Source organism: Roseomonas marmotae (assembly GCF_017654485.1).
GTDB lineage: Bacteria > Pseudomonadota > Alphaproteobacteria > Acetobacterales > Acetobacteraceae > Pseudoroseomonas > Pseudoroseomonas marmotae.
The window spans coordinates 2,956,966-2,973,173 of record NZ_CP061091.1 but is presented as its reverse complement, the minus strand read 5'-3'; the positions used below and the strand labels follow the sequence as shown (position 1 = coordinate 2,973,173).

Genomic DNA, 16,208 nt, shown 5'->3' with positions numbered 1-16,208 from the left:
GTTTATTCGAGCGTGATGCCGCGGGAGCGGATGACCTCGCCCCAGCGCTGCGTTTCGCTGGCCAGATAGGCGGGGAAATCCTCCGGGCGGCCGACCGTGGGGATATAGGCGGCGGCGTTCAGCCGCTTCACGATCTCCGGGTCCCGCATCGACGCATCCATGGCTTTCCACAGCTTGCCGATGATGGCCGGGGGCGTCCCGGCCGGCGCCAGCAGCGAGAACTGGGAGGAGCATTCATACCCGGCCAGCCCGTTCCCGGATTCGGACAGGGTGGGAATCTCCGGCGTCAGCGGGAAGCGCTCCGCGCTGCCGACTGCCAGGCCCTTCAGCTGCCCGTCGCGCATCAGCGGCAGGGCGGTGACGCCATCGACGAAGGCCAGCTGCACATCGCCGGAGATCAGTGCCTGCACGGCCGGCGCGCCGCCGCGATAGGTGACGTTCTCCACCTGGATGTCGGCCATCTTCAGGAACAGCTCGGTCGCCAGATGCGCGGATGAGCCCGCACCGGAGGAGCCGTAATTCATGCCGCCCGGCTTCTGCTTCGCCCGCTCGATCAGCGCCTGCACGCTGTCCACGCCCAGCTTGGGAGAGACGCAGAGATAGATCGGCGTCTCGCACAACTTGCCGATGCCGGTGAAGTCCCGCGCGTCGTCATAGCCGCGATTGGGGAACAGGTGGCTGGCCATGGCGAAGGTGCCGCGGCCGGACATCAGGATCGTGTAGCCATCCGGCCGTGCCCGGGCCACCGAGGCCTGGCCGATGGTGCCGGAAGCGCCGGGGCGATTATCGACCACCACCGGCTGCCCGAGTTCCTTGCCCATCCGCTCCGTCAGGATACGGGCGACGAGGTCGCTGGAACCCCCCGGCGCCCAGGCCACGACAAGCGTGACGGGACGGTCCGGATAGCCATCCTGCGCCAGGGCGCGAGGGGCGGCGGCATGCAGGGCAACGAGGCCGAGGGCGCTGCCCATCAGATTGCGGCGGGTGGTCATGCGATAGGTTTCCTCCGGCATTTCTTGGGCACGCGTTCTTGGTGCCACACGTACTGGTTAGTTCATAAATCCATCGGGAAGTGCAATCGTCAAGGTCCGGCTATCCGCCCAGTGCGCCCTGGCGCTGCGTCTCTGATCCCGCCTGTCATCCGAGCCCGGAAGGGGGGGAGGCCCGGAGCTGTCCGCTACCGGGCCTCTGCTATCCGCGTGCCGTCAGCCCAAGGGCCTCCAGCACCACTTCGCCGAGCGCCAGAGAGGCGGTCAGCCCCGGGCTCTCGATCCCGAAGAGGTTCACCAGCCCGGCCTGCCCATGGTCGCGCGGCCCCTGCACCACGAAGTCCTGCGCGGCCTGGGCGGGGCCGACGATCTTCGGCCGGATGCCGGAATAGCCGGGCTGCAGGGCGCCATCCGGCAGGCCGGGCCAGTAGCGGCGGATGGCGGCGTAGAAGCTCGCGCCCCGCTCCGGATTCACCTCGTAATCCAACTGGTCCACCCATTCGACATCCGGGCCGAATTTCGCCTGCCCGCCGAGGTCGATGGTCAGATGCGTGCCCAGGCCCCCCGGCACCGGCACCGGGTAGATCAGCCGGGTGAAGGGCGAGCGTCCCGCGAGGGTGAAGTAATTGCCCTTGGCATAGAAGGTGGGCGGCACCAGCGCGGCGGGCATGCCCTCCAGCCTGCCGGCCAGGGCGGGGGCGTGCAGCCCGGCGGCGTTCACCAGCAGGGCGCAGCGCAGCTCCATCGGCTCCGCCCCGCCCACCGAGATCTCGGCGCCCCCTTCCGGCAGCAGTCGGCCGGAGAGGACGGGGGCATGGAAGGCGAAGGCGGTGCCGGCATCCTCTGCATCGCCCTGCAGGGCCAGCATATAGCTGTGGCTGTCGATGATGCCTGTGGAGGGCGAGACCAGCGCGGCGGTGCAGGCCACCACCGGCTCCATCTCCCGCGCTTCCCCGGCACTGATCATCCGCAGGTCGTCCACCCCATTGGCCGCGGCGCGGGCCTGGATGGAGGCCAGCTGCCCGGCCTCTGCCTCATTGGTGGCGACGATCAGCTTGCCGCAGTTGCGGTAGGGGACGCCGTGCTCCTCGCAATAGGCATAGAGCATCTTCTTCCCGGCCACGCAGGTGCGGGCCATCAGACTGCCCCTGGGGTAGTAGATGCCGGCATGGATGACCTCGCTGTTGCGGGAGGAGGTTCCGGTGCCGATCCCCTCGGCCGCCTCCAGCACCAGCACCTCGCGCCCGGAAAGGGCCAGGGCGCGGGCGACCGCCAGTCCCACCACTCCGGCACCCACCACCACGACATCGACCTGTTCCATCCGGATCCTCCTCACGCTGGATGGTGCGGCGTGCCCGGCGGCGCATCAACCCTTGACGGGGCGCCTTCGCCGCTTCACGCAGCCGCCCATGGCACCGCCCCCTCTGCTTCTGCTCCAGGACATCACCCTGATGTTCGGCACCACGCCACTGCTGGCCGGCGCGACGCTCTCCGTCTCGCCGGGCGAGCGGCTGGCGCTGATCGGCCGCAACGGTTCCGGCAAGTCCACCCTGCTGAAGATCGCGGCGGGGGAGGTGCAGCCCGATGGCGGCACCCGCTTCCTCCAGCCCGGCGCTACGGTGCGCTACCTGCCGCAGGAGCCGGACCTTTCCACCTATCCGAATGTGCTGGCCTATGTGGAGGACGGGCTGACGGCGGGGGATGATTCCTACCGGGCACAGTATCTGCTGGAGCAGCTCGGCCTGACGGGGGAGGAGAAGCCGGCCAACCTCTCGGGTGGCGAGGCCCGCCGCGCGGCGCTGGCCCGTGCCCTGGCGCCATCCCCCGATATCCTGCTGCTGGATGAGCCGACCAACCACCTTGACCTGCCCGCCATCGAGTGGCTGGAGCAGGAAATCGCCTCCATGCGCAGCGCCCTGGTGCTGATCAGCCATGACCGCCGCTTCCTGGAGAAGCTGACGCGGGAGATGGTCTGGCTGGACCGCGGCACCACCCGCCGCCTGGCCCGAGGCTTCGCGCATTTCGAGACCTGGCGCGACGAGGTGCTGGAGCAGGAGGAGCAGGAGGCCCATAAGCTCGACCGCCAGATCGTGCGGGAGGAGCACTGGATGCGCTACGGCGTGACGGCGCGCCGCAAGCGCAACGTCCGCCGCGTGGCCGAGCTGGCCGGGCTGCGCCAGCAGCGCAAGGAGCGCCGCGCCGCCCAGGGCGGGGTGAGGATGGCCGCCGCGGAGTCCGAAGCCTCCGGCACCATGGTCATCGCTGCCGACGGCATCTCGAAATCCTTCGGGGACCGGGCGGTGGTGCGGGATTTCTCCACGCGCATCATCCGGGGCGACCGCGTCGGCATCGTCGGACCGAATGGCGCGGGCAAGACCACGCTGCTGTCGATGCTGACCGGCGTGCTGCCGCCCGATACCGGTGAGGTGAAGCTCGGCACCAATCTGGAGATGGTGACGCTGGACCAGCGGCGCGCCGCCCTCGACCCCAATACCACGGTGGCCGAGAGCCTGACGGGCAAGCGGGGCGACCAGGTCTGGGTGAATGGCCAGCCGCGCCATGTCATCGGCTACATGAAGGACTTCCTCTTCGGGCCGGAGCAGGCGCGCACCCCGGTCTCGGCGCTCTCGGGCGGGGAGCGGGGGCGGCTGCTGCTGGCCCGCGCCTTCGCCACGCCCTCCAACCTGCTGGTGCTGGACGAGCCGACCAACGACCTGGACCTGGAGACCCTCGACCTGCTGCAGGAGCAGATCGCGGAATATTCTGGCACGGTCATCGTCGTCAGCCATGACCGTGACTTCCTGGACCGCGTGGCCACCAATGTGATCGCCTGGGAAGGGGAGGGGCGCTGGCAGGACTATGCCGGCGGCTATTCCGACATGGTGGCGCAGCGCGGCCATGGCGTGCGGGCGCGGGAGGATGCCGCGCGCAAGCAGGCCCCGGCGCCTGCCGCGAAATCCGCGCCCGCCGCGGCACCCTCGCGCAAGAAGCTCAGCTTCAAGGACCAGCACGAACTGGACACGCTGCCCGCCCGGATGCGTAAGCTGGAGGCCGAGGCGGCGAAGCTGAAGGAGATCCTGGCCGATCCCGGCCTCTATGCCCGGGACCGCGCCCGCTTCGACAAGGCGACCGAACTGCTGGCGCGTACCGAGACAGCCCTGGCCGAGGCCGAGGAACGCTGGCTGGAGCTTGAGATGCTGCGCGAGGAAGCGGAAAGCTGAACACTTCAACAGGAGACGCCGCATGACCAAGGAAGAACTGACCGCCTGGGCCCTGGCCAATGGCTGGCAGATGATCGGCGGCCATCCCAGCCTGACCAAGCCCTCCGCGCCCAAGGAGGCCATCGTCCGCCTGGTGCTGAAGGCGACGGTGGCCAATCTGGAGGTGAAGAAGCCCGCTGGGAAATGGGAGAAGGTCGGCGGCGAGGCCTATGCGAAGATCACGCCCGACGAGCAGGACGGCCCTCCGCATGGCCTCGGCTTCCAGCAGGTGCCCAGCATTTCCATGCTGATGCAGGAGAACCGGGACCGGCAGGTCTTCGCGAAGTTCGGGGGCTGAGCGCCCCCGGCCTTCAGACGCGGGCCACGCCCTTGTTGCTCAGGGCCTGGCCTACCCAGGCGCGGTCGAAGCGGCGGGCATCGATATCCGCCATCATGCCGTGCTCCTTGCTGGAATGCGCCTCGGCCGCCGCGATGACGGAGGGCGCGTCCTCGCGCGGCACCACCACCACGCCGTCCTGGTCGCAGGCGATCAGGTCGCCCGGCATCACCACCAGCCCGCCGCAGCTGACGGGGTAGCCGATCTCGCCCGGCCCGTCCTTGTAGGGGCCCGCCGGCGTCGCGCCCCGCGCCCAGACGCCCAGTGGCAGTTGCGCCAGCCCTTCCACGTCGCGGATGGCGCCATCGACGATGATGGCGGCGATGCCCCGGCTGGCGGCGTAGCGGGCCATGATGTCGCCCATGATGGCGATGCCGAGATCGCCGCCGGCATCGCAGACCACCACGTCGCCGGGCCGCGCCATGTCCAGCGCCTGATGCAGCATGAGGTTGTCCCCGGCCCGCGCGCGCACGGTGAAGGCGGGGCCCGCCACGGCCTTGCGGCCGCCATAGGCGAGGAAGCCGCCGCGCATGGACTGCATGCGGTTGACGACATCGCCGATATTCGCCGCCGGAAGGGCGGCGGCGCGCTCGGCCAGGCCGGCATCCACGCGCTGGAAATCGGCCTTGATACGGAAGCCTACGGTCATTGAATCGTTTTCCTCAGTCCATGGTGATGCGTGCGTCGCGGACCACCTGGGTCCAGCGACGGATTTCCGCCTGTAGGAAGCTGGCGAATTCCTCAGGCTCCGCCGGGAAGACCTCGGTGCCGAGCGTGGCGTAGCGGGCGATCAGCTCCGGCTCGCGCAGCGCCGCATGGGCGGCATCGGCGATCTTCCGCAGGATGGCGGGCGGCGTGCCCGGTGGTGCATAAAGCCCGTTCCAGGTGCCCATCTCGAAGCCCGGCACCGTCTCCGCCACTGCCGGCACATCGGGCATGGAGGAGAGCCGCTTCGGCGAGGTCACCGCCAGCACCCGCGTCCGTCCCTCCCGCGCCATGGGAAGGGCGGAGACGCTGGTGTCGAACATCAACTGGATCTCGCCCGCCGCCAATGCGGTGGCCGCCGGGGCGGTGCTGCGGAAGGGTACATGCAGCAGGTCCACCCCGGCCATGGTCTTGAACATCTCGGCCGCCAGATGGGTCGAGGTGCCATTGCCGCCGGAGCCATAGGCCAGTGCGCCGGGCTTCTGCTTCGCCAGCGCGATCAGTTCCGCGACATTGCCGGCAGGAACAGCGGGATTGACCACCAGCAGGTTGTATCCGGTGGAGGTGCGGAGGATCGGCGCGAAGTCCTTCAGCGGGTCGTAGCTGAGCTTGGCGCCATAGAGCGGCACGTTCATCGCGTGGGTGCTGATAGTGCCCAGCAGCAGCGTGTATCCATCCGGCGCCGCGCGGGCGACGGCCTCTGTGCCGATGATGCCGGCGGCGCCGGCGCGGTTGTCCACCACCACCGCCTGGCTGAGATGGACGGAGAGCTTTTCCGCGAGGATGCGCGCCAGCACGTCGGTGGCGCCGCCGGGGGCGAAGGCCACGATCAGGCGGATCGACCGGTCCGGCCAGCTCTGTTGCGCCAGGGCGGGGCTGGCCAGCGCCGAGGCGAGCAGGGCGAGAGAGGAGCGGCGGGTGAGGGGCTGCATCAATCCCTCCAGGGCTGGCGCTGCCAGAGGGCGCGCAGCTTCACGTCATCGGCCAGGAAGACCTTCTGCTGCTCCTCCCCGCTCATCACCCGCAGGGGGAGGGAAAGGCGCGCGGCTTCCTTCACCCAGGCGGGATCGGCCAGGGCCTCGGCGAAGGCCATGCGGAAGCGGTCACGCAGTTCGGGGGACATGCCGGGCGGGCCGATGACGCCGCGCACGGAGCCCGCGACCATGTCGATGCCCTGTTCGCGGAAGGTCGGGATATCGGCCGCCTCCGACCAGCGTTCCGCATTGGCCTGCCCGAGCAGCCGCAGCGCGCCCTGGCGCACCAGCCCAATGCCCTCGCTGACATTCAGCGAGCCGGCGGCGGTATCCCCGGCCAGCACGCCCTGGATGATCGGCGGCGTGCCGGAATAGGGTACATGGGAGAAGCGGGTGCCTGTGGCCTCCTGGAAAGCCAGGATCAGCAGGTGGTCGTCGGTGCCGATGCCGGCGCTGCCGATGGCGAGCCGATCGGGCCTCTGCTTCGCCGCCTCCACCAGATCCTTGAGGCTGCGATATGGGGAATCGGCGCGTACGAAGAGCCCGCCGGGATCCTCCACCACATTGGCGATATAGGTCAGATCCTGCACGCGGTAGCGCACCTGCCGCTCGATGGGCAGGGTGATCAGGTTGGGCGTCTGCGCCACGCCGATGGTGTAGCCATCCGGTTCAGCCAGCGCGACGCTCTCGAAGGCCAGTTGGCCGGAGGCATTGGGGCGGTTGATCACCACCATATTGGCATTGCCGAGGAGCGGCGCGACGAAGGGGATAATGGCGCGCGCATAGGCATCCATGCCGCCGCCGGCCGGGCCGGGACAGACGACCTGGATGGGCCGCTCGGGCCAGGCCGCAAGGGCCAGGCGTGGCGCCGCCAGAGGCGCGCCTAGGGCCGCAGCCCCCCACAGGATGAGGCTTCGCCGCAACATCTTCTGTTTCCTCCTGATCTTCCCCTCTGCGGGGGCTGAGAGGATGCTATTTAGATCGATCTAAAAGGTAAAGCCTGGAAATGACCCCCTCTCCATGGCATCTGCGCGTTCGTTTTTGGAGCGTTCCGGCATGTTGAAGCGCACCGTCCGAGTCACCCTGCTGGATGTCGCCCGGCAGGCCGGCGTCTCCCGCGCCACCGCCTCCCTGGTGCTGCGGAACAGTCCGCTGGTGGCGGCGGAAACGCGGGCACGGGTGCAGGCGGCGGCCCAGGCGGTGGGTTATCTCTACAATCGCGGCGCTGCCACGCTACGGGGGCAGCGCACCAGCACCGTGGGCCTGCTGGTGACGGAGATCGACAACCCCTTCTTCGGCGAGCTGATCGCCGGGGCAGAGGCGGCGCTGGATGCGGCCGGCTACATCGCCTTCCTCGCCACCACGGCGGAATCGGTGGAGCGGCAGGAGCGCACGTTGCAGCGCCTGCGCGAACATGGCGTGGACGGGCTGATCCTCTGCGCCGCGCATGGCACGCCCGCGCAGCGGATCGCGCAACTGGCCGGGCAGGGGCCGCCCTGCGTGCAGGTGATGCGCCAGGTGCGCGGCAGCGGGGGGGATTTCGCTGGGCCGGATAACCGCCTGGGGCTCGATCTGCTGACCGAGCATCTGATCGCCCGGGGGCACCGCCGCATCGCCTTCGCCGGCGCCGCGGTGATGCATTCTGGCATCCGGCAGCGGCTGGATGGCGTCGCCGCCGCGCTGCGCCGCCATGGGCTGCCGCCGCCCGTCGTGCTGCGCACCCCCGCCACCCGCGCGGGCGGGGCCGAGGCCGCGCATCTGCTGCACGGGATGGAGCCGCCGCCGACCGCCATGGTCTGCTGCAACGATGTCGTGGCCTTCGGCGCCATCCCGGTGCTGGAACGGCTGGGGCTGCGGGTCGGCCGCGATATCGCCGTGACGGGGGTGGGCGACGTGCCGGAAGCCGCCATCGGAGATCCGCCGCTGACGACGCTCGCCACCGAGCCCCGCCGCATCGGGCAGGAGGCGGTGCGGCTGCTGTTGCGCCGGATCAATGACCCGGCGGTGGCCGCCGAGCAGGTGGTGATACCCTCCCGCCTCGTCATCCGCGCTTCCTCCGCCGCCGGCCCGGCCCCTTGATATGGAGGCGGCTCTGGCCTTTTCTGTCCGGATGGAAACGCCTCTGAGAATCGCCATCGCCGGGCTCGGCGCTGTCGGGCTGAAACTGGCCCGGGCACTGGATGCCGGCATCCCCGGCTGTGAACTGGCCGCTGTCTCCGCCCGCGACCATGCCGCCGCCACGGCGCGGCTGGCCGGTCTCTCCCGCCCCGTGCCGGTGGTGGAGATCGGCGCGCTGGAGCCGCTGGCGGATCTGGTGGTGGAATGCGCCCCCTCCGCGCTGCTGCCGCAGATCGCCGAGCCCTTCCTGCGCGCCGGCAAGACGGTGCTGGTGCTCAGCGCCGGTGCGCTGCTGGGGCGGGAGCATCTGGTGGAACTGGCGCGTGCCCATGGCGGCCGCATCATCGTGCCGACCGGTGCGCTGCTGGGCCTGGATGCCGTGCTGGCCGCAGCTGAGGGCGAGATCCACAGCGTGCGGATGATCACGCGCAAGCCCGTGCGCGGGCTGGTCGGCGCGCCCTACCTGGCCGAGAACAACATCGCCATCGAGGATATCCGCGAGCCGCTGCGCATCTTCCAGGGCACGGCGCGGGAGGCGGCGGCGGGCTTCCCGGCGAATCTGAACGTGGCGGTGGCGCTCTCCCTCGCCGGCATCGGGCCGGACCGTACGCAGCTGGAGATCTGGGCCGACCCGGCGCTGGAGCGGAATACCCACCGGATTGAGGTGGAGGCGGATTCCGCCCGCTTCTCCATGACCATTGAGAACGTGCCCAGCGAGAACCCGAAGACCGGGCGGATCACCGCGCTCTCCGTCATCGCCTGCCTCCGCAAGCTGGGCGCGCCGTTGCGGGTCGGCACCTGACTTGACCTCGGGGTGGCTGCGGGTCGAAAGCTGCGCGCAGCTTTCCCGATCAGAGGTTGCCACCGATGCCCGATAACGCCGCCCCCAGCCTGCGCGCCGCGCTTTCCGCCCTCGACAACGGTGGCGCGGCCGATGAGGCCAAGGCGCTGCTGGCCAGCCCCGCCTTCCAGCGGGCGGCGGATTTCGTGGCCGAGGACCATGGGCGCATCGTCGCCGACATCATCCGCCTGACCGAAATCCCGTCGCCGCCTTTCGGAGAAGCCGTCCGCGCCGCCGCCTTCGCCGAGGCGCTGCGCGAGCAGGGGTTGCGGGACGTGGCGACGGATACCGAGGGCAATGTCACCGCGCTGCGCCCGGGCACGGACCCGGAAGCCGGGCTGGTGGTCATCTGCTCCCATCTCGACACCGTCTTTCCCGCCGGCACCGATGTGACGGTGAAGCGGCAGGGCACCATCCTGCGCGCCCCCGGCGTCGGCGACGACACGCGCGGGCTGGCGGTGATGCTGGGCCTGCTGCGCGCGCTGGATGCGGCGGGCATCAAGACCCGCGCCGGTATCCTGGCGATGGGTTCGGTGGGCGAGGAAGGGGCAGGGGACCTGCGCGGCGTGAAGGCTTTCTTCAAGGACGATCCGCGCCGGGAGCAGATCGCCGCCTTCATGGCGCTGGATGGGCTCGACCCCTCCCGCCTGGTGACGGCGGCGGTGGGCAGCAAGCGCTACCGCATCACCTTCCGCGGGCCGGGCGGGCATTCCTTCGGCGCCTTCGGGCTGGTGAACCCCGCCTTCGCCCTGGCGCGGGCGGCGGACGCGCTCTCCCGCATCCGCGTGCCGGCGGAGCCCAAGACCACCTTCTCCATCGGCCGGATCGGCGGCGGCAGCTCCATCAATGCCATCCCTGAGGAGATGTGGATGGAGGTCGATCTCCGCTCCGCCTCGCCCGCCGCGCTGGCGGCGCTGGAGCAGCGTTTCCTCGACATCCTGCCCCAGGCCGCCGCTGACGAGAACGCGGCGCGCGACACCACCGCCGGCAAGATTCAGGTGGAGGTGAAGGTGATCGGTGACCGCCCGGCCGGCGCGACCGAGGCGAACAGCCGCATCGTGAAGCTGGCCGAGGCGGTGATCGGAGCCCAGGGCTACAGCTTCCACCCCGAGGCCTCCTCCACCGACAGCAACATCGCCATGAATCTGGGGCTGCCGGCGATCACGGTGGGCTCCGGCTGCGCCGGCGGCCGAGCCCATTCGCTGGAGGAATGGATCGACGTGGAGCCCAAGGCCAGCGCGCATGGCATCGCCACGGCGATGGGCACGCTGCTGGCCCTGGCAGGGGTGGAAGCCTCAGCCGGCTGAAGCAGGACGGGGATAGGAGATCGAGAGGATTTCGATCTCCTCCACCCCGCCGGGCAGGCGCAGCTTCACGGCATCGCCCACGCGGCCCCGCAGCAGCGCCCGCGCCACCGGGGAGAGCCAGGAGATGCGGCCCTGCTCGGCATCCGCCTCATCGGCCCCGACGATGGTGACCGTCACCTCGGAATCATCTTCCCGCACATAGGTGACGGTGGCGCCGAAGAAGACCTGGTCCCGCCTTGTCTGCGCCGCCGGGTCCACGACAGAAGAATTCTCCAGACGCTTGCGAAGGAATCGCACGCGACGGTCAATCTCCCGCAGTCGGCGCTTGCCATACTGGTAATCAGCATTCTCGCTGCGGTCGCCAAGACTTGCCGCCCATGAAACAATCTCTACCACCTTGGGCCTTTCGACACTCCAGAGCTGCCGTAATTCATCCTGCAAGGCAGCATGGCCCGATGGCGTCATGTAGAAAGGGGTCCCCGCAGGTAAGCCTGGGGGCGAATCGTCCTCGTCATCCTGGTCAATGGCGGCCATTCACGATGCGCTTTTTTTCACAATTGTAAAATCCACTTCCTTGTAAGTAACTTTTGCTCGCGCGGGACGTGTCACCATGGTTAGCTTTCTCGCCAGGAGAGAACTCCGTGACAGATTCCGTGCCTCCCGCCGCTGCCTGCATCATACCTCTGGAACGCGCTTTCGTCCCGGACCGGCCACGCCGACCGGCGCGGCACAGGGGTTCCACCCCCGCCACCTTCCATGATGTGGCGTAGAGCGAGGCCACACCCAGCATCGACGCAGACTGACGGCGTCTGGATCGGTTGACCCGCATGAACGGTGGCCTGCTTACCCCTTCTCCCTGGCGGCGGATCGCCCAGTATCTGCCGATGGTGCTTCTGCTCCTCGCGCTGCTGCTGATGCTCCGGCAGATCGTGGAGAACGAGGCCAGCGAAGCCCGGCTGCAGCGCCTAGAAGGCGGGTTGCAGACGCAGGAAGAATTGGTCGGCACCCTGCGGCGCCTGCCGCCGCTGGGGCAGGCTCGCCAGGACGAGGCGCCGGGCCTGGCGGTGCTGCAGCAAGGCCTGACCGAATTGCGGAAGCTGGCGGAGCTGGAGCCAGCCATCCGGCCGCAGCACCGCATCCTGCTGGCGGCGCTGGGGTTGCGGAACGGCCCGGCCGGACCGCCGGACCGCCTGCCCACCACGCGTCCGCCCGCTCGGACCGTCGAGGCGGCGAGCCTGAGCCTGCAGGATATGGGCCTGAGCCTGCAGCGGGAGATCACGGCGCAGAGGCGTCGGCTGCATGACCGCTGGCGCTATACCGCCATGGGCGCGCTGACCTGCGGCATGTTAGGCGTCGGTCTCCTGGTCGCGCGGCTGCGGAGCGCGCGGCGGCGGGATCACGGCCACGCCTGGCGCGCGGCCCTGGCCTCGGCGCAGGTTTCCGCTTTCTACAAGGCGGCCCCGGTCGGCATGGTCCTGCTGGACGATCAGTTCCAGATCATCGAAGCCAATCCCAGCTTCGCCGCCCTGGTCAAGGAGCCGGCCGAGCTGCTGGCGGGGCGCCCCTTCGCCGAGGTCATGCCGGATCTGTCGCAGCCGCTGATGCCGCTGCTGAAGCTGGCACAAAGCAGGGCCGAGCCCGTTCCCGGCCAGGATATCCCCGTCGATCCCCGCAGCGGCGGCCTTCCGCTCCAGTATGCCGTGGCGGCCGAGCCGGTCCAGGTGCCGGGCGGCCCCATTTTCCTGTCCCTGGTGATCATGGATGTCACCGACCGCGCCGCAGCCGAGGCCTGGCGGGGCGAGGTGATGGCCGAGCTGAACCACCGGGTGAAGAATACGCTGGCCACGGTGCAGTCCCTGGCCGCGCAGACGCTGCGTGGCGCGGCGCATGATCCCAGCCGCTTCGCCGCCGATTTCAGTGCGAGACTCGGTGCGCTCTCCCGCTCCCATGAGGTCATCGCCGCCAGTGGCTGGAGCGGCATCACGGTCGAGCAGACGGTGCATGCCGCGCTCTCGCCCTGGCTGCCCTCGGGTGGGTTGACGGTCGTGGGGCCGGCGGGATTGCCGCTGCGGGCCGCGCAGGCCCAGGCCATCGTGCTCGGCCTTTCCGAACTGGCGGCCAATGCCCAGCGCCATGGCGCCCTCGGCTCCGGTGGCCGGGTGACTTTGTCCTGGGATACGCTGCCGGATGGCATGGTGCGCCTGATCTGGCAGGAGCGGGGTGGGGCCGCTCCGCCCGTGGCGCCGCCGCAGCGGGGCTTTGGCCTGCGCTTCCTGGAGCGGGGCCTGCCGCATGACCTGGGACCGGATGCCTTCGCCAGCACGCGCTTCGATGGCGCGGGCTTCTGCTACGAAGTCTCCTTTCTGCCGCACGGCGCTTCCCGCTCCGGCGACACCAAGAGCACCGCGGCGGCCTGAACCGGCGCAACGGAACGAGAAACGGGGGCGGTTTCCCGCCCCCGTCAGGGTGTTCCGTCCTGGAGAGGAAGAGGTCAGTCGGCCACTTCCGGTTCCTTCTCGCTCTCCCCATCCCCATCGGGCTTGGGCAGAGCACCGGCCACGGCCTCCTGGAACTCGAAGGTCAGTTCGCCATCCTTGATGCCGACCTTGACCGAACCGCCCTTCGACAGCTTGCCGAAGAGCAATTCCTCGGCCAGCGGCTTCTTGACGTATTCCTGGATGACCCGGGCCAGCGGCCGCGCGCCATACAGGGGGTCGTAGCCCTTCTCGGCCAGCCATTCCTTGGCGCCCGAGGACAGCTCGATCGTCACATTGCGGTCCGCGAGCTGGGCTTCCAGCTGCATCACGAACTTCTCGACCACGCTGCCCACGATTTCCGCCGACAGCGCCGCGAAGGGCACCACGGCGTCCAGGCGGTTGCGGAACTCCGGCGTGAACAGCCGCTTCACCGCTTCTTCATCCTCGCCCTTGCGGACCTGGTTGCCGAAGCCGATGCCGGGCTTGGCCATGTCGGAGGCCCCGGCATTGGTGGTCATGATCAGGATCACGTTGCGGAAGTCGACGGTCTTGCCGTTGTGGTCCGTCAGCTTCCCGTGGTCCATCACCTGCAGCAGGATATTGTAGAGTTCCTGATGCGCCTTCTCGATCTCATCGAGCAGCAGCACGGCATGCGGATGCTGGTCGATGCTGTCGGTCAGCAGACCGCCCTGGTCGAAGCCCACATAGCCCGGGGGGGCGCCGATCAGGCGGGAGATGCTGTGCCGCTCCATGTATTCGGACATGTCGAAGCGGATCAGCTCGATCCCCAGCGTCTTGGCGAGCTGGCGGGCCACCTCCGTCTTGCCGACGCCGGTGGGGCCGGAGAAGAGGTAGTTGCCGATCGGCTTTTCCGGATCGCGCAGGCCGGCGCGGGCCAGCTTGATCGCGGCGGAGAGCGCCTCGATCGCCTTGTCCTGCCCGAAGACCATGGACTTCAGGTCGCGCTCCAGCGTGCGGAGCGTCTCCTTGTCGTCGGACGAGACGGACTTGGGTGGGATGCGGGCGATCTTCGCCACGATCTCCTCCACATCCTTCAGCGTCACGGTCTTACGGCGCTTGTTCTCCGGCAGCAGCATCCGGGAAGCACCGACCTCGTCGATCACATCGATCGCCTTGTCCGGCAGCTTCCGGTCATGGATGTATTTGGAGGAGAGCTCCACCGCCGCCCGGATGGCCTCGGGCGTGTACTTGACCTTGTGGTGCTTCTCGTAATTGGTCTTGAGGCCGGTCAGGATCTTCACCGCATCCTCGACCGACGGCTCGTTGACGTCGATCTTCTGGAAGCGGCGGACCAGGGCGCGGTCCTTCTCGAAGTGCTGCCGATACTCCTTATAGGTGGTGGAGCCGACGCAGCGCAGCGTGCCCTGGGCGAGCGCGGGCTTCAGCAGGTTCGAGGCATCCATCGCGCCGCCCGACGTCGCGCCCGCACCGATCACGGTGTGGATCTCGTCGATGAACAGGATGGAGCCGGGCTGCTGCTCCAGCTCGTTGACCACGGCCTTCAGCCGCTCCTCGAAGTCGCCACGGTAGCGGGTGCCGGCCAGCAGTGCGCCCATGTCCAGCGCGTAGATGGTGGACTTCAGCAGCACCTCGGGCACGTCGCCCTCGATGATCCGCTTGGCCAGCCCTTCGGCGATGGCGGTCTTGCCCACGCCAGGATCACCCACATAGAGCGGGTTGTTCTTGGTGCGGCGGCACAGGATCTGGATCGTCCGCTCGATCTCGCTGTCGCGGCCGATGAGCGGATCGATCTTGCCCTGCTGGGCCTTCTTGTTCAGGTTCACGCAGTAGTTGGACAACGCGTCCTGACCACGGCGGCCCTGAGGCTTTTCCTCCTTCTCCACGCCCGGCTCCTCTGGAGGGGTATTGGGCGCCGAGCCGGTGACGGGGCGATTGGCGGAACGCCCCGGCGCCTTTGCGATGCCATGGCTGATGAAGTTGACGGCATCCAGCCGCGTCATGTCCTGCAACTGCAGGAAATAGACGGCGTGGCTCTCACGCTCGCTGAACAGGGCGACGAGGACATTGGCCCCCGATACCTCGTCCCGGCCCGAGGATTGGACATGGATGGCAGCCCGCTGAACGACGCGCTGGAAGCCGGCGGTCGGCTTCGGGTCGCCCGTGCGTTCGGTGACGAGGCCGGCCAGGTCCTTGTCCAGGAACTCGGCCAGGTCGCGCTTCAGCTTGTCCTGATCGACGCCGCAGGCGCGCAGCACGGTGGCGGCGTCGGTGTCATCGACAAGGGCGAGAAGAAGGTGTTCGAGCGTGGCGTATTCGTGGCGGCGATCGTTAGCGAGCGCCAGCGCGCGATGGAGCGTCTGCTCAAGGTTGCGGGACAGCATGTTGACGCTCCCCTTCTTAGGATACGGCGCCGGCGACCTCGCCGCCGGGACCGCATGTCAGGAACTAGATACCCCGATGATAAACCTGATGTGGTTCCGCGCTCTTACTTTCACGACCCCAAACTCAGATTTCCGAGGATAAATTTCGATCAGTTACTAGCCGGAAACATTGCGCCCCGGATCATTCTTTCTCAATAGTGCATTGTAGTGGGTGCTGGTTCTGGCGGGCCAGATCCATCACCTGAGTCACCTTGGTTTCGGCGACCTCATACGTAAAGACCCCGCAGACGCCGACGCCGCGCCGGTGGACATGCAGCATGATGCGGGTGGCCTCTTCCCGGTTCTTCTGGAAGAAGCGTTCCAACACATGCACGACGAACTCCATCGGCGTGTAATCGTCGTTCAACATCAATACCTTATACATCGCGGGCTTGCGCGTCTTGGGACGCGCGCGCACCGCCACGCCGGTATTGGTGCCATCTCCGCCGCCGGGCGGCGGCGCATCCACGCCATCGCCCTGCCCAGGCTCGTTCGGGCCGGGGCCGCCATGGGTGCCCCCGACGGGAAAGGGTTCATGTTCGCCCGGTCCGCTCCGATACCGGACTTGGCGCTTGTCCTGATCGGTCATCCTGTTACCGCCAGCCTGCCGGTTACGCGCTTCGCCAAAATCAGCCGTCTTTCCATCGCGAGGTTGAACGCCGCACGCGGCCCTCGGTCACACGATAACGAAGGCAGCCGGGCAAGGTGAAGGGCAGAGCGCCCTTCATGACCAAGAAATGCGCTTTATTTCCCCGGTGCTACCGGCAAATTGCAAATGGGAAGGGGCCGGACATAAAA

The 16,208-nt window shown here is 68.5% G+C and carries 14 protein-coding genes; 6 read left to right on the top strand and 8 right to left on the bottom strand.

Going from position 1 to position 16,208, the window contains the following annotated elements:
* Window positions 1–2: 2 nt before the first annotated feature.
* Together IAI58_RS13910 and IAI58_RS13905 are read right to left on the bottom strand one after the other, a co-directional pair.
* Complete coding sequence (locus IAI58_RS13910; protein ID WP_207450192.1) at window positions 3–992, bottom strand: Bug family tripartite tricarboxylate transporter substrate binding protein; 990 nt, start codon at window positions 990–992, stop codon at window positions 3–5.
* 199 nt (window positions 993–1,191) lie between these two features.
* Window positions 1,192–2,310 carry an NAD(P)/FAD-dependent oxidoreductase gene (locus IAI58_RS13905; protein WP_207450194.1) on the bottom strand — a complete coding sequence of 373 codons (1,119 nt, stop codon included), beginning with the start codon at window positions 2,308–2,310 and terminating at the stop codon, window positions 1,192–1,194.
* A gap of 88 nt (window positions 2,311–2,398) precedes the next feature.
* On the opposite strand from IAI58_RS13905, the gene IAI58_RS13900 reads away from it, so the two are divergent.
* Entirely contained in the window at window positions 2,399–4,210 is a 1,812-nt protein-coding gene (locus IAI58_RS13900; RefSeq protein WP_207450202.1) for an ATP-binding cassette domain-containing protein, read from the top strand.
* A 22-nt stretch (window positions 4,211–4,232) separates the two neighbouring features.
* Window positions 4,233–4,547 carry a hypothetical protein gene (locus tag IAI58_RS13895; RefSeq protein WP_207450205.1) on the top strand — a complete coding sequence of 105 codons (315 nt, stop codon included), beginning with the start codon at window positions 4,233–4,235 and terminating at the stop codon, window positions 4,545–4,547.
* Window positions 4,548–4,560: 13 nt separating this feature from the next.
* Here IAI58_RS13895 and IAI58_RS13890 read toward each other — a convergent pair whose 3' ends face one another.
* Genes IAI58_RS13890 through IAI58_RS13880 form a run of 3 tightly spaced genes read right to left on the bottom strand, consistent with a single transcriptional unit; the run spans window position 4,561 to window position 7,191 of the window.
* The gene (locus IAI58_RS13890; protein WP_207450207.1) at window positions 4,561–5,235 is read right to left on the bottom strand and encodes an RraA family protein; all 675 of its coding nucleotides are present in this window, start codon (window positions 5,233–5,235) and stop codon (window positions 4,561–4,563) included.
* Between the two features lie 13 nt (window positions 5,236–5,248).
* Window positions 5,249–6,223, bottom strand: a complete 975-nt coding sequence (locus IAI58_RS13885; RefSeq protein WP_207450209.1) for a Bug family tripartite tricarboxylate transporter substrate binding protein — start codon at window positions 6,221–6,223, stop codon at window positions 5,249–5,251.
* Window positions 6,223–7,191, bottom strand: coding sequence for a tripartite tricarboxylate transporter substrate binding protein (locus tag IAI58_RS13880; RefSeq protein WP_207450211.1), 969 nt, complete (start codon window positions 7,189–7,191; stop codon window positions 6,223–6,225). The genes IAI58_RS13885 and IAI58_RS13880 overlap by 1 nt, the downstream gene beginning before the upstream one ends.
* A 130-nt stretch (window positions 7,192–7,321) precedes the next feature.
* Between IAI58_RS13880 and IAI58_RS13875 the strand changes: the two genes are divergently transcribed.
* The 3 genes from IAI58_RS13875 to IAI58_RS13865 all read left to right on the top strand — a co-directional run bounded on the left by IAI58_RS13875 (window position 7,322) and on the right by IAI58_RS13865 (window position 10,531).
* On the top strand, window positions 7,322–8,344 hold the full coding sequence (locus IAI58_RS13875; protein WP_207450213.1) for a LacI family DNA-binding transcriptional regulator: 1,023 nt from the start codon (window positions 7,322–7,324) through the stop codon (window positions 8,342–8,344).
* Window positions 8,345–8,375: 31 nt separating this feature from the next.
* Window positions 8,376–9,185 (top strand): aspartate dehydrogenase, encoded by an 810-nt coding sequence (locus tag IAI58_RS13870; protein ID WP_207450215.1) that lies wholly within the window; start codon window positions 8,376–8,378, stop codon window positions 9,183–9,185.
* Between the two features lie 65 nt (window positions 9,186–9,250).
* On the top strand, window positions 9,251–10,531 hold the full coding sequence (locus IAI58_RS13865; protein ID WP_207450217.1) for a M20/M25/M40 family metallo-hydrolase: 1,281 nt from the start codon (window positions 9,251–9,253) through the stop codon (window positions 10,529–10,531).
* Here the strand turns inward: IAI58_RS13865 and greB are convergent.
* Window positions 10,520–11,065 carry a transcription elongation factor GreB gene (gene greB, locus IAI58_RS13860; RefSeq protein WP_207450219.1) on the bottom strand — a complete coding sequence of 182 codons (546 nt, stop codon included), beginning with the start codon at window positions 11,063–11,065 and terminating at the stop codon, window positions 10,520–10,522. The genes IAI58_RS13865 and greB overlap by 12 nt on opposite strands.
* 293 nt (window positions 11,066–11,358) lie before the next feature.
* Here greB and IAI58_RS13855 point away from each other — a divergent pair, with 293 nt between their 5' ends.
* On the top strand, window positions 11,359–12,948 hold the full coding sequence (locus IAI58_RS13855; protein ID WP_207450222.1) for a sensor histidine kinase: 1,590 nt from the start codon (window positions 11,359–11,361) through the stop codon (window positions 12,946–12,948).
* A gap of 74 nt (window positions 12,949–13,022) precedes the next feature.
* Here the strand turns inward: IAI58_RS13855 and clpA are convergent, their stop codons facing one another.
* A complete protein-coding gene (clpA, locus tag IAI58_RS13850) occupies window positions 13,023–15,371 on the bottom strand; it encodes an ATP-dependent Clp protease ATP-binding subunit ClpA (RefSeq protein WP_207450224.1) in 2,349 nt (782 codons plus the stop codon).
* A 181-nt stretch (window positions 15,372–15,552) separates the two neighbouring features.
* Window positions 15,553–15,999, bottom strand: a complete 447-nt coding sequence (gene clpS / locus IAI58_RS13845) for an ATP-dependent Clp protease adapter ClpS (RefSeq protein WP_237182633.1) — start codon at window positions 15,997–15,999, stop codon at window positions 15,553–15,555.
* Between the last annotated feature and the right edge of the window lie 209 nt (window positions 16,000–16,208).

What these genes read in the sequence shown, in the direction of transcription:
- greB (WP_207450219.1), bottom strand. Translation starts at nt 11,065, where the DNA reads ATGGCCGCCATTGACCAGGATGACGAGGACGATTCGCCCCCAGGCTTA.
- clpA (WP_207450224.1), bottom strand. Translation starts at nt 15,371, where the DNA reads ATGCTGTCCCGCAACCTTGAGCAGACGCTCCATCGCGCGCTGGCGCTC.
- IAI58_RS13910 (WP_207450192.1), bottom strand. Translation starts at nt 992, where the DNA reads ATGACCACCCGCCGCAATCTGATGGGCAGCGCCCTCGGCCTCGTTGCC.
- clpS (WP_237182633.1), bottom strand. Translation starts at nt 15,999, where the DNA reads ATGACCGATCAGGACAAGCGCCAAGTCCGGTATCGGAGCGGACCGGGC.
- IAI58_RS13895 (WP_207450205.1), top strand. Translation starts at nt 4,233, where the DNA reads ATGACCAAGGAAGAACTGACCGCCTGGGCCCTGGCCAATGGCTGGCAG.
- IAI58_RS13880 (WP_207450211.1), bottom strand. Translation starts at nt 7,191, where the DNA reads ATGTTGCGGCGAAGCCTCATCCTGTGGGGGGCTGCGGCCCTAGGCGCG.
- IAI58_RS13890 (WP_207450207.1), bottom strand. Translation starts at nt 5,235, where the DNA reads ATGACCGTAGGCTTCCGTATCAAGGCCGATTTCCAGCGCGTGGATGCC.
- IAI58_RS13865 (WP_207450217.1), top strand. Translation starts at nt 9,251, where the DNA reads ATGCCCGATAACGCCGCCCCCAGCCTGCGCGCCGCGCTTTCCGCCCTC.
- IAI58_RS13900 (WP_207450202.1), top strand. Translation starts at nt 2,399, where the DNA reads ATGGCACCGCCCCCTCTGCTTCTGCTCCAGGACATCACCCTGATGTTC.
- IAI58_RS13855 (WP_207450222.1), top strand. Translation starts at nt 11,359, where the DNA reads ATGAACGGTGGCCTGCTTACCCCTTCTCCCTGGCGGCGGATCGCCCAG.
- IAI58_RS13870 (WP_207450215.1), top strand. Translation starts at nt 8,376, where the DNA reads ATGGAAACGCCTCTGAGAATCGCCATCGCCGGGCTCGGCGCTGTCGGG.
- IAI58_RS13905 (WP_207450194.1), bottom strand. Translation starts at nt 2,310, where the DNA reads ATGGAACAGGTCGATGTCGTGGTGGTGGGTGCCGGAGTGGTGGGACTG.
- IAI58_RS13885 (WP_207450209.1), bottom strand. Translation starts at nt 6,223, where the DNA reads ATGCAGCCCCTCACCCGCCGCTCCTCTCTCGCCCTGCTCGCCTCGGCG.
- IAI58_RS13875 (WP_207450213.1), top strand. Translation starts at nt 7,322, where the DNA reads ATGTTGAAGCGCACCGTCCGAGTCACCCTGCTGGATGTCGCCCGGCAG.